Here is a 15,924-nt window from a genome sequence, read left to right on the forward strand (position 1 = left end):
ACCGCCATGTGACAATCTGACCGATGACGGGCAACAGTCTCACCGCACGCAAATCCGTCTCCGACATCCTGGCCTCGTCCGACGAGGGCGGCGAGCCGTCGTCCCTGCCGCGTTCCCTGTCCGCCTGCGACCTCGTGGCCCTTGGCGTCGGGGCGACCATCGGGGCGGGCATCTTCGTCCTCACCGGCACGGCGGCAGCAAACTATGCCGGCCCCGGCCTGACCCTGTCCTTCGTGCTGGGCGGTGTCGCCTGCGGGTTCGTCGCCCTCTGTTACGCCGAACTCGCCGCGATGGTGCCGGCCTCGGGCAGCACCTACACCTACACTTCTGCAACCCTGGGCGAGGCCTGCGCCTGGATCATCGGATGGGACTTGGTCCTCGAATACGCCATGAGCGCCGCCACCGTGGCGGTTGGCTGGTCGGGGTATGTCCGCTCGCTGCTGAGTACGGCGGGCCTCCACCTGCCCCCTGCCCTCACGGCGGCCCCCTTCAGTCCCCTCCCCGGCAGTGCGACGGCGTGGTTCGACCTGCCGGCGGCCCTCCTTATTGGTCTGCTGACGCTGCTCCTGGTGCGCGGAAATCGCGGATCGACCCGGGTGAACGCCGTGATGGTGGTGATCAAGATAATCATCATCCTGGCCTTCGTGGGCATCGGCGCGGCTCACGTCGATACGGGCCTGTGGTCGCCGCTGGTACCGGAGAACACTGGCACCTTCGGGGAGTTCGGGTGGAGCGGGGTCCTGCGGGGAGCCGGCGTGGTGTTCTTCGCCTTCATCGGCTTCGAGACGATCTCGACGGCGGCGGGCGAAACGCGGCAGCCGCAGCGCGACGCGCCAATCGGTCTCCTGGGGTCGCTGGCGATCAGCACGGTACTCTACGTGGCGGTGGCGGCCGTGCTGACCGGCCTCGTGCCCTACAGAGCCCTCGACGTGCCCGATCCAATCGCCAAGGCCGTCGAGGTGATCGGGCTCGGCCCCTTCTCGGCGGCAATCAAGGTCGGGGCGATCCTGGGCCTGACGACATCGGCACTGGCCGCGCTCTACGGACAGGCCCGAATTTTCTACGCGATGGCGCGCGACGGTCTGCTGCCTCCGGCATTCGCACGGGTGCACCCGCGCTTCCGGACGCCGGCCACGAGCCAGATCACAATCGGCATCGTCACCGCCCTCGTGGCGGGGCTGGTGCCCATCGATCTTCTCGGCGAACTGGTGAGCATTGGAACGCTCTTCGCCTTCATCGTGATCTGTACGGCTGCGTTGGTTCTGCGTCGGACGGAGCCGGATCGACAGCGTCCCTTCCGGGTGCCGGGTATGCCGGTTGTGCCGGTGCTCGGCATCCTGTCCTGTCTCGGCCTGATGCTCGGTCTGCCGGGAGACACCTGGCTGCGTCTGGCCGTCTGGCTCGCCATCGGGCTGGCGATCTACTTCGGCTACGGCCGAAAGGCGGCACGGTTGCACCGCGCCGCTGGGCCGAAGCCTCGCGAGGCCTCGGCGGCCTGAACTCAGGAGTAGTGGCGCGGGCTCGGGCGGCCGGAGTACCGGCGACGCAGGTAAGAAACGAGCTTCGGGAGCAGGAAGGCGACAAGCAGCTTGCGCATGAGGAGCGATCTCCGGTTCCGGGGTGGGGCGGCCCGTAGGCCACCGCGTTGCAGAACCAATGCGGCGGCCGGCTCACGCGTTCCGAAGTTGGCTCACGCAATCGGCCGATGATCCGGGATGGGCGGCCCGCCACCACCAGCCGGGACGCCGCTGCCGGTCCGGCGAACGATCACCGCCTGCACGCAATAGCCCCCGAAGCGCTGGCGCACGCACGCTTCGGCACCTGTTCTCGCCGCTGCGTCCGCGACCACCTGCGGCAGGGTCGCGCGCGGCGTCACCGAGAAGGCCGCGAGCCAGCGGTTGAGGAGCGCCCGGGCCGGCCGCGGTAGGCCGGCCTGCCCACCAAAATCCACCACGTGGAGCTGCCCTTCGGGTGCGAGATGGCCGACGGCTTCCGCCAGGACCCGCTCCCAGGGCGGAATCATCGACAGGGCGTAGGAGATGAGGATCCGATCGTAAGCGTCCTGCCCGAACAGGGCCGTGGGGTCGAAAGCCGTGGCGTCTCCGCGCGCGAGGCTGATGCGCCCGTCGAGCCCGGCTCGCGCGACGCCGCGGGCGGCGGTGTCGAGCATCGCCGCCGAGACGTCGAGGCCGTGGCAGGCAGCGCCCGGATAGGTCTGGGCGATGCGCACGAGGTTGCGTCCGGTACCGCAGCCGATCTCCAGCACAGAGCCGCCTGCCGGCACGGCAAGTTCGGCGATCGTCTGGTCACGGCCCAGAAGATAGAACTTCCGGCTGGCGTCGTAGAGGTGGCGCTGGCGCCGGTACATCCGGTCCATCGCATGCGCGGCATCGTTCATACGGCACGCAGGCGGTAGAGATGGAAGCCGCCGTAGATCGCCGAGCGGTCGCGCGTCACGGCGGCGCGGCTCTCGGCCTCGGCGTAGTCCCAGGCGTTCAGGATTGCCTCCGGCACGCGGCCGGGCAGGCAGCGCTCGTCGGCCGCCGTCCGGAAGATCACCCGCGCCCCGGGCCGCGCGGTCCGGGTGATCTCGGTCCACAAGGCGGTCAGGTCGGCATCGCTCATCCAGTCCTGCGCGTCGAGCAGCACGTAGGCATCGGCGCTCTTGTCCGGGCTCCCGGCCAGGAACGCCGTCATCGATTGCTGGCGATAGCTCACCCGACCGGCCCGTGCCCGCAAGGTCTCGAAGTGGCGTGGCTGAAGATAGGGCGGCAGTGCTGCGTCGGAGCCCGGCGCGTAGCCCCGGCCGAAGGCCTGCCAGGCGAAGTAATTCCGGTCGAGATCGAAGTTGCAGGCGAGGCGCTCCAGCCGGTGCCGCAGCACGTCGACCATGCCGCCTGGGCGGTCCTTGGCCAGCGCCGTATACTGGGCCGGCGGAATCCCGAGGCCGTAGAGGGAGGCCGGGCGCCGGATCAGCCAGCGCACGAGGCGCTTGTCGAACAGAGGGGCCACGTGTGCGGCGAACAGGGCGCGCTGTTCCTCCCGGTTGCGGGCCTTCAGGACGGCGGAGAGGTCGCAGCCATAGAGGCGAGCCAGCCGATGCCCGGTGCCGATGAAGCGCCCGAGCAGCCCGTGCCGGAAGATGTTCTTGGAGAAGGCCGCGATGCGTCGACGCCCGTCGAGGCGCCGCGTCTCCCAGTAGGCGCGAGAGGCCGCGTCGAGGTGCGGGGCGATGTGCGCGTCGTAGGCGGCCACGTTGTCCGCAGTGTCGGCGCGCCCGAAGAAGCGCAGGTAGGTCTCCGAATCGGGAAATCGGGTCAAAGCCGCGACCTTGAGGCGCCCCAGGGCGATATGCGCCCCGTTGAGGTCGACCGCACTGATGCGCGCCGGATCGGCAGTGAGGTAGGACAGCACGTTGCAACTGCCCGACGCGATGGCGACCACGTGGTCCTGTGGCGTCAGGGCCAGGGCCTCCATGTCGACTGCAGGGTCCTCCCAGATCTGCGGATAGACCAATCCACTGAAGGCCAGGGTGAACAGCCGCTCGGCGAAGCCGGCGCGGGACAGCGCTCGGCTGCGGTGAACGGCCTGGGTCAGGCCGAGGCTGGTTTCGCGGCGGACCGCCCGTGCTGCGGAGTTCATGCGGGCTCTCGGGCTGTCCATCAGGGATGATGGACGCCGCCCCTACGCTGCGCGCATGACCGGGCGGTGACACGCCAACGGATGATCGCGATCGACGGCGAACCATTCCGGCGAATGTTGTCTCGCAGAAACGCCCGATCCGAGGACGGGACGCGGGCCGGTGGATGCGCATGCCGATGGGGCTGCCCGCTTACAGGTGCAGGGTCAGTGTCACCGGCGCATGATCGGAGGGCCGCTCCCAGCCCCGGACATGGCGCGCCACCGTCAGGTCGCGGACTGTCCCGGCCAGGTCCGGGGAGACCCAGGCATGGTCGAGGCGCCGGCCCTTGTCGGCCGCCGCCCAGTCGGGGGAGCGATAGCTCCACCACGTATAGATCTTCGTCGGCTCCGGAACGAGCAGGCGGGCGGTGTCGATCCAGCCCGCTTCTCCCCGCAGGGTCTCCAGCCGCTCGGTCTCGATGGGCGTGTGGCTCACCACGTCGAGGAGCTGTCTGTGGGACCAGACATCGTGCTCCAGCGGAGCCACGTTCAGATCCCCCACCAGGATCGCCGGGCCGCTGCCCCGCCGGCCCCCCCAGGCGCGCAAGGCGTCCAGAAAATCGAGCTTGTGCGCGAATTTCGGGTTGAGGGCGCGGTCCGGCACGTCGCCCCCGGCCGGCACGTAGAAATCGTGCAACACGATCCCCGCTGCCTTCCCGGCCTCCGGCCCCAGCATGGCCGAGATGTGGCGCGCATCCTGGCGCTCGCAGAAGGCCATGACGTCACGGGCGACGAGCGGGAAGCGCGACAGGATCGCGACGCCGTTATAGCCCTTCTGACCGGCGAACACGACGTGTTCGTAGCCCGACCCGCGCAGGGCCTTCAGCGGAAACGCGTCGTCCGGGCACTTTGTCTCCTGCAGGCAGAGCACGTCTGGCTGCGCCTCCGCCAGGAAGCGCAGAACCGAATCGATGCGCAGCCGCACCGAGTTGATGTTCCAGGAGGTGACGGTCAGGCGCACGGCGTTCGGCTCGCGTGAAACTGGAAAGTGTTTAAAGGATCGTCCGCGCGACGGCGGCGGGCCGGCATAGACCGGATCGCCGCCGCCGTCGCCGGGGAAATGCCGCGCCAGAGGCTCATGATCCGCGAGGGATCGCGCGTCGGGCGAGATCGAGGGATTGTCACGTGTCGCGCATCCGTTCCGCGCTTTTCAATGCCTACTGGGCCGGCTGGACCGCCCTGTTCATCCTGCCGCTGGCGGTGCTTGCCCTTCTGGGCGCACCGGCACGGCCCATCCGCGCCTTCACCCGCCTGTGGTCGCGCGGGATCCTATTCGGCCTCGCCCGCATCATCGGGCTGACCTACGTCGAGGAAGGCCGCAGCCGCATCCCGGCCGAGCCCTGCCTCATCGTGGCCAACCATCAGTCCGCCTGGGAGACCCTGGCCTTCCTCGTTCTGGTGCCGAACGTTGCCATCGTGGCCAAGCGCGAACTGGTGGCCATCCCCATCGTCGGATGGTTCCTGCGTCGCTCGCCGATGATCATCATCGACCGGGCCAACGGCACCCAGGCCCTCCGGGTGATGATCGACGAGAGTCGCGCGGCGATCGCGCAAGGACGTTCGGTGCTGATGTTTCCCGAGGGCACCCGCGGCGGCATCGACGAGCCCGTCCAGTTCAAGCGCGGCGTCGAACTGCTCTACGCCAAGCTGGGGCTCAGTGTGCTGCCGGTGGCGGTGAATTCCGGTCTGTTCTGGCCTCACGGCGGCGCCCGCCACAGCCCTGGGACCGTGACGGTGAGCTACCTGGCTCCCCTGCCCCCCGGCCTGACAGGCGCCGAGTTCATGCGTGGCACGCAAGGGGCGATCGATGCCGAGCTGAACCGCTGGCGGACATCGGGGGCCTCGGCGATGACGATGGCGAGCGCCGAGGCCTCGTAAGGCGCGGGCGAATGCCCTAGGGCTCCAGGCCCTCGGCCTTGCGCCGGGCGGTGCGACGGCGCTCGACGCGGGCCACAGAGAAGATCGAGGCCTCGTAAAGCAGCAGCATGGGGATCGCCAGGGAGAGCTGCGAGATCACGTCCGGCGGCGTCAGGATGGCGGCGGCCACGAAGACGAGGACGATGGCGTAACGGCGCTTTTCGCGCAGGAACGCCGTGTCGATCACGCCGATCTGCCCGAGCAGGGTCAGGATTACCGGCAGCTGGAACGCGATGCCGAAGGCGAAGATCAGCGTCATGATGAGCGAGAGGTACTCGTCCACCTTCGGCAGGAGGGCGATCGTCGCCTCGCCCGGCTGCCCGATCTGCTGCAGCGAAACCGAGAATTGGATCAGCAGCGGCATCGCCAGGAAGAACACCACCAGTGCGCCGAGGATGAAGAACACCGGCGTCGCCACGAGGTAGGGCAGGAAGGCCTGACGCTCGTTGCGGTAGAGGCCCGGGGCCACGAAGGCGTAGACCTGGGTGGCGATCACCGGGAAGGCCAGGAAGCCGGCCCCGAAGACGCTGAGCTTGATGTTGGTGAAGACCTGCTCGAGGAAGTGCGTCGCGATAAGCTTGGCGTTCTCGACACCGACCACCGAGACGTAGGGGTAGACGAGAATGTTGTAGATGTGCCGCGAAAAGAAGAAGCACCCGAAGAACATCACCACGAAGGCGGCCAGCGACTTGATCAGCCGCGACCTTAGTTCGATGAGGTGGTCGAGGAGCGGGGCCCGCGAGGCTTCGATCTCGGCGTCGTCGGTCTCGTTGATCATCTGCCGGAATCAAGCTGCGGTTTGGCCGGCGTCTCTGGTCGAGAAGGCTCGGTGGGAGGCGGATCGGCGGGTGTGATGGAGGGCGTGGTGGAACTTAGCGGGTCGGCGGTCCAGGCATGGGTCGAGGTCTGCGTCGAGGCTGGGGCCTCCTTGGCCATCGAGGCAGGCCGCGGTGGCAGGTCCGGGAGCGATTCCACCGGACCGACCTCGTGCGGGACAGGGGCCTGGATGCTGTTCTCGCGCTCGGCCAGTTGATCCGCCACGTTGGCGAGCCCCTGCGTAGGCGAGGACGTCACCTTCGTCTCGGTCCGGCCGTCGACCGCACCCTTCAGTTCGTCGCGGATGGTCTGGACGGGGTTGAAGGTCGGCCCCATCGTGCTGGCGGACTTCTTGACGCCGTCCACCTCGCGACGGATCTCGTCGAACTCCGCCTCGCGAATCGCCTCGTTGAACTGCGACTGAAACTCTCCGGCCATGCGCCGCATCTTGCCCGTGATCTGACCGACCGTGCGCAGGGCCTTGGGCAGATCCTTCGGGCCGATGACGATGAGGGCGACGCCGCCGATCAGCATCACCTCGCCCCAACTCATGTCCAACATGGTGTCGACTGTCCCGCGGCCGTGCGCTGCCCATCAACGGCGCGCTGCCCATCGCAGGTCGTGGCGCGTTCCGCCAGACCTTTGATCGGCCGCAGCGCCCTCTTCGTGTCGGGCGTCAGACGACCTTGCGATCGGCCGCCACCGTATTGGCGGTCGCCGGCTCGCCCTGATGCGGCAGCGTACGCACCGGCTCGCCCGCGCTCGGCGGCGGAACCGCTGTGGTGGTCGGCGTCTCGTCCTCGGCCATGCCCTTCTTGAAGGCCTTGATACCCTTGGCGACGTCGCCCATCAGGTCCGAGATCTTGCCGCGGCCGAACAGCAGCATCACGATGCCGGCGACGATGATCCAGTGCCAGATACTCATGCTGCCCATGGCAACCTCCCGCGCCGCAGCCTGAACGCTGCGCGTCGCCGTCTCGTGTGTCGATTGAGGGCGAACCTAAGGATCGGGCACCCGGAGCACAAGAAGTGCGGGTGACTCTCGGTCCGTTCCGATCGCCGCATCGCGGGCATGCAAGATCTCGGCCCGCATCCGGTGCATAGACCAGACATCGGGGGAAGTCTCGTGATCAGGCTGCCAGCGCCAGGGCCGCCTCGAAGCGGGCGCGGGCCTCATGCACGTCGAACGCGTCGGTGCTGGCTGGGAGGCGGGCCAGGGCCGCATCCGCCCGGCGCAGGGCTTCGCCGGCCAGGAGCGGGGCGCCCTCGGCAACGCCGCGCATCTCGTCCGGGTCGCCGTTGCAGTGCAGCCCGACGTCGATCCCGGCGGCAAAGCACGCTTCCGTGCGGGCCCGGAAACTGCCTTGGAGCGCCTGCATCGACAGGTCGTCCGTCATCAGCAGGCCGTCGAAGCCGATGGCTCCGCGGATGATGTCGCGGATCACGATGGCGGATTGCGTCGCCGGATGGGTGGCGTCGAGGGCCGTCAGGACCACGTGGGCGCTCATCGCCATGGGCAGATCGGCGAGCGCCCGGAACGGCACGAAATCCTGCGCGCTCAAGGTGGCGAGATCCGCTTCCACCACGGGAAGGCCCTTGTGGCTGTCGCAGCCCGCGCGGCCGTGACCGGGAATGTGCTTCATCACCGGCAGGACGCCGCCCTGCATCAGGCCCTCGGCCACGGCCCGGCCGATCTCGGCCACGCGCTCGGGGGCGGTGTCGTAGGCGCGATCGCCGATCACATCGTGGGCGCCGGCCACCGGCACGTCGAGCACGGGGGCGCAATCGACATTGATGCCGACGCTGGCCAGATCGTGCGCCATGAGCCGGGCGCCGAGATGCGCGATGGTTGCGGCGGAGCCGTTGAGCCCGCCAAAGCGCCGTCCGGCCGGATAGGCCGGCCAGTGCGGCGGCCCCATGCGCTGGACCCGGCCACCTTCCTGGTCGATCAGGATCGGTGCGTCGGCGCGTCCGACCGTGGCTCGCAGGGCTTCGGTGAGCGCCCGGACCTCCGCAGGCGAGCCGATGTTGCGCTTGAACAGGATGAAACCCCAGGGCGCCACGTCCCGGAAGAAGGCGGCCTCCTCGACCGAGAGAATCTTGCCGGCGCAACCGAGGATCAGGGCACGAGAGGTCATGATCGGGGACGCATCCTCGGTGGGTGAAGCCGGCACGGCGGCAAGCGAAGTTGGCGACGAATCAGCACCGGGGCGATCGGTTCACGATGGCGCCGGACAGCATGGAACGGAATGGGGTGTGGCCCCGGGAGGATGGGCGCGTGTCGCGAGGGCTACAGGGCGGTTGCAGTTGCGAGCCGACCGGGCCGGGCGTCAGACTCTGCGCCCGGCTCTCGACCGATCCGGTGCCAGACCTCAGTTCTTGGCCACGAAGCACTGTCCGCCGGCGCCCTGGAGCTGCGTGCAAAGGGTTGTCGCCTCAGTCTTGCCGAGAGGCCCGACGCGGACGCGGTAGATCGTCTTGCCGTTGACCTCGGCCTGGCGGATCAGCGCGGGCTGACCGGAGAGCTGGCTGTACTTGCCCTGCATCTGGCGGAAGGCGGCCTGAGCCTCGCTCTCACTGGTGCGGACGCCGAGCTGGACGGTATAGCCGCCGCCAGAGACCGGTGCCGTCGCCGCGACGGGCGGCGGGGCCGCGATGGCGGAGGTGGCTTCCGGCGTCACGGCGGCGACGCGCTGCGGTGCCTTGGCGCGAGGGGCAGGCGCCGGGGCTGCGGCTTGCGCCGATGCAGGCTCGGATGGTGTCGCGGCGGGTGCCTCGGCCACCGGCGGCGGAAGTCGCGTCGCGCGCTGGCGCAGGGACGGGCTTGCAGCACCGCCGTCGCTGGTTGCACCCGGCAGGGTCATGGTCGGGATCACCGATTGCGGCGCCGGCGTTTCTGCGGCTGCTTCACGCTGCGGCGGCGGCGGAGGCGTGTCCGGCTTGACCGAGACGGTGCGTACCCGGCGAGGTTCGCCGAGAGAGTCGGAGAGGCCGCCCTGCTGCACTGGCGGTTGCACCATCGGCGCTGCGCTGCCCGGCGTCGCTCCACCCTCGCCGGACCCCAGGGCCGAGCGGGCGGCCTGGGCCATGTCGAGGGGCTGCTCTTCCCGGTTGACGATCCGGATCTGGCCGTCCTTGGCGGTGCGCTCGTAGATCTGCTTGTTCTGATCCGGAATCTCGACGCCATCGGCCTTCTGCGGCGCGATCTTCAAGGGCGCGGTATCGGCCAGGATGGTCGGAACGCTTCCTCCATTGCCGGAGCTGCCGTGCAGGCCGCGCCAGGCCAGGGCCCCGGTGACGCAGAGGGCAAGAACGCTGAGACCGGCACCGACGGAGACGAGGCGGCTGCGCTTGCGCGGCCGCTCCAGGGGGCGGACCCGTTCGTCGGCGTCGTTGGGAGCAAATTCGGCCGCGTTCGCGTCCGGATACGACCCCTGTGGGTTCGCATAGCCGCCGTGATCGACGGAGGCGAGATACTGGTCGAAGGCGTCTGTCGGAGAGGCCTGCGCCGCGACCGGGTAGGCCGGTTGCGAAGAGGGGAGCTGTGATGAGGAGGCCTGTGATGCCCGGACCTCAGAGGCGTGCCCCTGAGAGATGTGCCCTTGAGAGATTTGGACAGGCGCAGTCTGGGGCCGCACCGGGCGCTCGACGAAGCTGGGCTCGATGCGGCCACGGGCGGCCGCAGCATCGGCCCGGGAGTCCCGGGCCTGCAGCAGAGCCCGGAACGGATCGTCCTGGCCAACGATGCGCGCAAGTTCCGCCAGTGGATCGGGCTTGGCCGCCTGATTCTGGGCCGGCGGCTGGCCTTGCGCAGCGGCCTGCGGCTGAGCCGATTCCTGAGGCTGCTGCAGATCCCGCGCAAAGGCGTCGAAATCGACCGTCGCCCGCGAAGCGTTCGTCGTCATGGCAGCATCCCTCTTCACGCCGAGATCACCTCACCGCATTTCGTCCGGCGCGGTGACGCCCAACACCGCGAGGCCGGAGGCAACAACGCCCCGCAACGCCTCAACGAGGGCCAATCGAGCCCGTGTGGAGTTTCGGTCGTCAGGATTAATAAACCGTAATTGCGGCAAGTCTTTGCCTTTGTTCCATAAACCGTGCAGCGACGAGGCGAGTTCGTAGAGGTAGAACGCCACGCGATGCGGTTCATGGGCCCCGGCCGCCGCCTCGATGACGCGCGGGTATTGTGCGATCAGACGCATGATCTCGACTTCGCCCGGATCGGTGAGGCGGGAGAGGTCGGCCTCCCCCAGCAGCCCGGCTCGTGAGAAATCTTCGCCCGGCATCGCCTGCGCGGCCTGGCGGAACACCGAGACGCAGCGCGCATGGGCGTACTGCACGTAGAAGACCGGGTTCTCCTTCGACTGCTCGACGACTTTGGCGAGGTCGAAATCGAGGGTGGCGTCGTTCTTCCGATACAGCATCATGAAGCGCACCGGATCGCGGCCGACCTCGTCGACCACCTCCCGCAGGGTGATGAACTCGCCGGCCCGCTTCGACATCTTCACGGGCTCGCCCGCGCGCAGCAGGCGCACCAGCTGGCACAGCTTCACGTCGAGCGTGGCACGGCCGTCGCTCACCGCCTTCACGGCCGCCTGCATGCGCTTGACGTATCCGCCGTGGTCGGCGCCGAGCACGTCGATGAGGTCGGTGGCGCCGCGGGCGATCTTGGTGCGGTGATAGGCGATGTCGGAGGCGAAGTAGGTGAAGGAGCCGTCCGACTTCAGCAGGGGCCGGTCGACGTCGTCGCCGAAATCCACCGTGCGGAACAGGGTCTGCTCGCGATCCTCCCAATCCTCAGGCAACTGACCCTTGGGCGGCGGCAGGCGGCCCTCGTAGACGAGACCCTTGGCCCGCAGCTCCGCCAGAAGGACGGGCACCTCCTCTTTGAGGGTGGCCTCGGAGAAGAACACGTCATGGTGGATGCCGAGCCGGGCGAGGTCGGCACGGATCAGCTCCATCATCGCCGCGATGGCGAAAGCCCGCACTGTGGGCAGCCATTCGGCTTCGGACTGGTCGAGGAGGGCGCGTCCGTGCGTTTCGGCGAGCTTGGCCCCCACCGGCACGAGGTAGTCGCCCGGATAGAGTCCCTCCGGGACCGGGCCGACCGGCTCGCCCAGCGCCTCGCGGTAGCGCAGGAAGGCGGAGCGGGCGAGCACGTCCACCTGCGCCCCGGCATCGTTGATGTAATATTCGCGCGTCACGTCACGGCCGGCCGCCACCAGGAGGTTGGCCAGCGCGTCGCCGAACACCGCGCCACGTCCATGGCCGACATGCATCGGGCCGGTGGGGTTGGCCGAGACGTACTCGATGTTGACCTTGCCGCCCGGCATGGTGCCGCGCCCGTAGGCCTCGTTCTCCGTGAGGGCCGCCCGGACGACATCGTGGAAGGTGTCCGGGGCAAGCCGTAGGTTGATGAAGCCGGGGCCGGCGACGGTCGCCTCCGTGACATCAGGATCGGACCGCAGGGCGAGCGCCAGAGTTTCGCCGAGCGCCTTCGGATTGGTCTTCGCCTCCTTGGCCAGCACCAGGGCGGCGTTGGTGGCGAGGTCCCCGTGACTCGCGTCGCGCGGCGGTTCCACCACCACGCGCGACAGGTCCAGGCCCTCGGGCAGGTGCCCCGACTGGATGAGGCCCTGCACGGCCGCGCGGACGCGGACCTCGAAGGTGGCGAAGATATTCATGGCGACGTTCGGATCCGCTTCAGGGGCTCGGAGCCTGGTTCCGGCCCCGCGAGGCGCATGCATGCCCCGCTGGGGCATAAGGCCCGCTTGCTTGAGGGTCGGGGCATAGCAAGGGCATCACCGGGTGTCACGGCGCGGCTGCCCCGCAGGCTGCGCGACAGTGCTGGGTCCGGTTACGGTTACGGATTCCTTGGGGCGAACGCAGTGTTTCACGGTATCGCCGATACGGTGCGTTCGGCCTGACACGCGAGCGCCGCGTTTGCGGCCGCGAATCGATAAAATTGCACGCATCCACTTCAGCGCCGGACAGGTCCCGGGGCGGCACCATGGCGGTGTTGGACTTGAGGGCGGCGCCATGGGCAGGACGAAGACGATCGCGCTGGCAATTCTCGTGGCTTTCGCCGCGACGACGGTGAGTGCCGCCGGTGCCCAGACCCTGGCTGCGCTGCCTGCCCCCTCCCCCTCTGCCCAGACCCTGAGCGCGGCCAAGCCCCTCGCGGCCTGGGCCGCCTTCTGCCAGCGCTACGCCTCCGAATGCGCGATCGACGCGAACGAGCCGAACCGCATCAGTCTCACTCCAGCCACCTGGGCCACCATCGCCGCGGTGAACCGCCGGGTGAACAAGTCTCTGCAGGCCGTGACCGACATGGAGCACTGGGGTGTGCAGGACCGCTGGGATCTCGCCGAGGATGGCGCGGGCGACTGTGAGGACTATCAGCTCCTCAAGCGCAAGCTCCTGGCCGAGGCAGGCCTGCCGCGCCGGGCCATGCGGATGACCGTGGTCATCGACGAGAAGGGCGAAGGGCATGCCGTGCTGGCTCTGGTCACCGATCGCGGCGATTTCATCCTCGACAACAAGACCAGCGAGATCCTGGCCTGGCATCGGACCGGCTACGTCTTCATCAAGCGCGAGTCAGCCGATGCGGTGGCATGGGTTTCGCTTGGCGGGGTGACCTCGCCCGTCACGACGGCGAACCGCTGAGATCTGGGCTTTCCGATGTGAAGCCCATGATCCAAGATCGGACCTGCGATCCAAGATCGTGGAAAGATGGCTGCATCGGCGAAGGCCCAGTGGAGGCCACCCGAGCCTGCCGATGTCATGCCGAGTCCTTGCCGGATTGTACGGAACCAACCCAGAAGCATCCGTGTTAACTCGGGTTTAACTTTTCGATTGAGGCCGGCTCGTTCCCGTGCAAACCTTGTCGCTCTACCAGGGGATGGCGGGGCGACCGGCATGCGGCACGCGATACTGCGAAGCGTCGAGGGACAGCCGCAAGAGCGCTGTGGCGTCGTGTGGCGACGCCTTGCCCGCACGGTGCAGTTCGGTCTCGTCGGCACCATCCTGCTGCTCGGTGGCGCCAGCACCGAAGCCCAGACCGTCGCGGCCCTGCCCGATGCCTCTGCCCTCGAAGAGGGCGCTCCCGCCCGACCCGTCGCGGCCTGGACCGCTCTCTGCGGTCGGATGCCTAGCGAGTGCGCCGTCGACACGACGCAACCGACCACCATCACCATGACGCCGCGCATTCGCGATCTGCTCAACCGGGTCAATCGGCGGGTGAACGCCCGGATCAAGCCGATCACCGACCTCGCCCATTGGGGTGTGGTCGACCGCTGGGACTATCCAGATGACGGTTTCGGCGATTGCGAGGATTATCAGCTTCTCAAGCGGCGGATGCTGGTGGAGCGCGGGCTGCCGCGTCGGGCCCTGCGGATGACCGTGGTGATCGATGAGATCGGCGAGGGGCACGCGGTCCTCATGGTCCGGACGGATCGGGGCGACTTGATCCTCGACAACAAGACCAATGCGGTCCTGTCCGGCCCGCGCACCGGTTACACCTTCATCAAGCGCGAGGGCCAGGATGGCCTTGCCTGGGTCACCCTGAACGGCGGCGCGTCGCCTGTGGCTACCGCCAACCGCTGACGGCGCGGCCTCAGCGCTCGACGCAAAAAAGGCCGCTCGCGCGAGCGGCCTTCTTTGTTGAGAAGGCCTGTGTTTACTCGAAAATCCTGAGAGCTCGGATGAAGGACCGCTTCCGGGATGTCTGGCGATCAGACGCCGGCGATCAGGTGGGCGAGATCGAGGGCGATGCGGCCTGACATCAGGCTCCAGCCGCAGGCGATCATCGTGGCGATCATCACGAAGGGGATCGGCCGGCGTTCCAGACGACGGCCCCGCACGGTGTTGCGCAGAATGATGAAGGGGGCACCAAAGGCCAGCATCGGCAGGGCTGCCACGGCCGTGACGCCGCCGCGCTCGAGCAGACTGAAGCTGGCGCGGCGCTCGGTGAAGAGTTCGAACGCGCTGGCGAGCAGGCCCGACAGGGCGAGTCCGACGCAGAGGGTCTGAAGAGATTCGAGGGCTGAGGGACTCAGGGTCATGACGCGAACGCTCCACCATCGAGAGGCGATGTAGCGCGCATTGTGCCGTGTCGTTTACGAAACGTTAAGGGTTTCCTGCCGTCAGGGTTAAATCCACTCACAGGCTGGTGTGCCCCGAAGCGCCCGCCGGCAGGAATGCAGGCCTCAATCCTCGAGGTCGATGTCGAGGATCGCCATGGCGAAGTTGAACGAGCGGTCCCCGTCCTCGTCGTCCACCGAGACCACGCCCAGGAACTCCTCGCCGATATAGACCTCGGCCGAATCATCTTTCTTCGGACGGGGAACGAGGCGGATGTTGGTGTTGGCGAAGGTCCGGCGGAGGTAATCCTGCACCTTCACAATGTCGGTCTTGTTCACGCTGGTCGCCTCTCGCATTGAGATTTCGGGAATCCGGGCGGTGTGACGGCGCGCGGCGGCCTGCAAGACCAGCCGGTCGCGGCCTTCGGCCGGGCTGGCCCCCGCTTGCCATGCCGCCGGGGGATGGGCAAGCCGCCGCAATCGCCGGCCGGCTTTGCCGTCAGATGCCGTCCGCCATGTGGATGAACTGGTCCATGGCGACGAGCTGGTCCATGGCCCGGGAGGGTTCGGCGCAACCGGCGGTGCCGACCACGCGAGCGGGGACACCGACCACGGTGGTGTTGGCGGGCACTGCGCGAAGCACCACCGAGCCGGCGGCGATCCGGGCGCAGGCACCCACCTCGATGTTGCCCAGAATCTTGGCGCCCGCGCCGATCATCACGCCATGACGGATCTTGGGGTGACGATCGCTGCCCTGCTTGCCGGTCCCGCCGAGGGTGACGGCGTGCAGGATCGAGACGTCGTCCTCGATCACTGCCGTGGAGCCCACCACGAGGCCTGTGGCGTGGTCGAGGAAGATGCCACGGCCGATCCGGGCCTGCGGGTGGATGTCGGTCTGGAACACCTCCGAGGACCGGCTCTGGAGATAGAGCGCAAGGTCGCGCCGGCCGGCCGTCCAGTACCAGTGAGCCAGGCGATGGGCCTGGATGGCGTGGAAACCCTTGAAGTACAGGACCGGCTCGATCGCGCGGCTGGTGGCCGGGTCCCGATCCAGCACGGCTGCGATGTCGGCGCGAAAATCCTGGCCTAGGCTCGGCTCGGCGGTGATCGCCTCGAAGAAGCCGTGGGCGATGAGCTCTGCCGGCAGGGAGGCGTGCCCGAGCCGCGCCGCGACGCGGTGCGCCACCGCGCCTTCCAGCGAGGTGTGGTTGAGGACGGTCGCCACGATGAAGGAAGCGAGTTGCGGCGCCTCGCGAACGATCGCTTCGGCCTCGCCGCGCAGGCGCGCCCAGATCGGATCGCAGACAGCGAGCGGCTCGGTGCCCCTCTGGGAGATGGGTGATGGGCTGGCGGACATCGGGTCCTCCTCTGGACCGGTCTCGTCGAGGCGGATCGGAGCGCACCGCGCGCCGGCTTTCGCGAGTTGGCG

The 15,924-nt window shown here is 68.4% G+C and carries 16 protein-coding genes; 4 read left to right on the forward strand and 12 right to left on the reverse strand.

Annotated elements, in window-relative coordinates:
• Window positions 1-23: 23 nt before the first annotated feature.
• Complete coding sequence (locus ACV7NL_RS16865; RefSeq protein ID WP_463356288.1) at window positions 24-1,499, forward strand: amino acid permease; 1,476 nt, start codon at window positions 24-26, stop codon at window positions 1,497-1,499.
• A gap of 191 nt (window positions 1,500-1,690) precedes the next feature.
• On the opposite strand, the gene ACV7NL_RS16870 is transcribed toward ACV7NL_RS16865, so the two are convergent.
• From ACV7NL_RS16870 to xth, 3 genes are all read right to left on the reverse strand, one after another.
• Complete coding sequence (locus tag ACV7NL_RS16870) at window positions 1,691-2,398, reverse strand: class I SAM-dependent methyltransferase (RefSeq protein ID WP_463356289.1); 708 nt, start codon at window positions 2,396-2,398, stop codon at window positions 1,691-1,693.
• Window positions 2,395-3,642 carry a BtaA family protein gene (locus ACV7NL_RS16875; RefSeq protein WP_463356290.1) on the reverse strand — a complete coding sequence of 416 codons (1,248 nt, stop codon included), beginning with the start codon at window positions 3,640-3,642 and terminating at the stop codon, window positions 2,395-2,397. Before ACV7NL_RS16875 ends, ACV7NL_RS16870 begins: the two co-directional genes overlap by 4 nt.
• 190 nt (window positions 3,643-3,832) lie before the next feature.
• Entirely contained in the window at window positions 3,833-4,642 is an 810-nt protein-coding gene (gene xth, locus ACV7NL_RS16880) for an exodeoxyribonuclease III (RefSeq protein WP_056185254.1), read from the reverse strand.
• A 164-nt stretch (window positions 4,643-4,806) separates the two neighbouring features.
• On the opposite strand from xth, the gene ACV7NL_RS16885 reads away from it, so the two are divergent.
• Window positions 4,807-5,559 carry a lysophospholipid acyltransferase family protein gene (locus ACV7NL_RS16885; protein ID WP_056185252.1) on the forward strand — a complete coding sequence of 251 codons (753 nt, stop codon included), beginning with the start codon at window positions 4,807-4,809 and terminating at the stop codon, window positions 5,557-5,559.
• A gap of 16 nt (window positions 5,560-5,575) precedes the next feature.
• Here ACV7NL_RS16885 and tatC read toward each other — a convergent pair whose 3' ends face one another.
• From tatC to argS, 6 genes are all read right to left on the reverse strand, one after another.
• Window positions 5,576-6,376, reverse strand: coding sequence for a twin-arginine translocase subunit TatC (gene tatC, locus ACV7NL_RS16890; RefSeq protein ID WP_056185248.1), 801 nt, complete (start codon window positions 6,374-6,376; stop codon window positions 5,576-5,578).
• Entirely contained in the window at window positions 6,373-6,975 is a 603-nt protein-coding gene (gene tatB, locus ACV7NL_RS16895) for a Sec-independent protein translocase protein TatB (protein ID WP_056185245.1), read from the reverse strand. Before tatB ends, tatC begins: the two co-directional genes overlap by 4 nt.
• Window positions 6,976-7,090: 115 nt before the next feature.
• Entirely contained in the window at window positions 7,091-7,348 is a 258-nt protein-coding gene (locus ACV7NL_RS16900; protein ID WP_056185242.1) for a twin-arginine translocase TatA/TatE family subunit, read from the reverse strand.
• 196 nt (window positions 7,349-7,544) lie between these two features.
• Window positions 7,545-8,552, reverse strand: a complete 1,008-nt coding sequence (gene nagZ, locus ACV7NL_RS16905; RefSeq protein WP_463356291.1) for a beta-N-acetylhexosaminidase — start codon at window positions 8,550-8,552, stop codon at window positions 7,545-7,547.
• Between the two features lie 234 nt (window positions 8,553-8,786).
• Window positions 8,787-10,319, reverse strand: a complete 1,533-nt coding sequence (locus tag ACV7NL_RS16910; protein ID WP_463356292.1) for an SPOR domain-containing protein — start codon at window positions 10,317-10,319, stop codon at window positions 8,787-8,789.
• 30 nt (window positions 10,320-10,349) lie between these two features.
• A complete protein-coding gene (gene argS, locus ACV7NL_RS16915) occupies window positions 10,350-12,098 on the reverse strand; it encodes an arginine--tRNA ligase (protein ID WP_463356293.1) in 1,749 nt (582 codons plus the stop codon).
• A gap of 355 nt (window positions 12,099-12,453) precedes the next feature.
• On the opposite strand from argS, the gene ACV7NL_RS16920 reads away from it, so the two are divergent.
• Both ACV7NL_RS16920 and ACV7NL_RS16925 read left to right on the forward strand, forming a co-directional pair.
• On the forward strand, window positions 12,454-13,080 hold the full coding sequence (locus tag ACV7NL_RS16920; RefSeq protein ID WP_463356294.1) for a transglutaminase-like cysteine peptidase: 627 nt from the start codon (window positions 12,454-12,456) through the stop codon (window positions 13,078-13,080).
• 252 nt (window positions 13,081-13,332) lie between these two features.
• Window positions 13,333-14,019: a transglutaminase-like cysteine peptidase gene (locus ACV7NL_RS16925; protein ID WP_056185228.1), complete on the forward strand. Its 687-nt coding sequence runs from the start codon at window positions 13,333-13,335 to the stop codon at window positions 14,017-14,019.
• 128 nt (window positions 14,020-14,147) lie between these two features.
• Here ACV7NL_RS16925 and ACV7NL_RS16930 read toward each other — a convergent pair whose 3' ends face one another.
• The 3 genes from ACV7NL_RS16930 to cysE form a co-directional block, all read right to left on the reverse strand.
• A complete protein-coding gene (locus ACV7NL_RS16930; protein ID WP_056185226.1) occupies window positions 14,148-14,477 on the reverse strand; it encodes a DUF6949 family protein in 330 nt (109 codons plus the stop codon).
• Between the two features lie 144 nt (window positions 14,478-14,621).
• Window positions 14,622-14,834 carry a DUF3126 family protein gene (locus ACV7NL_RS16935; RefSeq protein WP_055950709.1) on the reverse strand — a complete coding sequence of 71 codons (213 nt, stop codon included), beginning with the start codon at window positions 14,832-14,834 and terminating at the stop codon, window positions 14,622-14,624.
• Window positions 14,835-14,994: 160 nt separating this feature from the next.
• Window positions 14,995-15,852, reverse strand: a complete 858-nt coding sequence (gene cysE, locus ACV7NL_RS16940; RefSeq protein ID WP_463357148.1) for a serine O-acetyltransferase — start codon at window positions 15,850-15,852, stop codon at window positions 14,995-14,997.
• Window positions 15,853-15,924 lie beyond the last annotated feature (72 nt).

This window comes from Methylobacterium sp. Ger2507, from assembly GCF_055231875.1.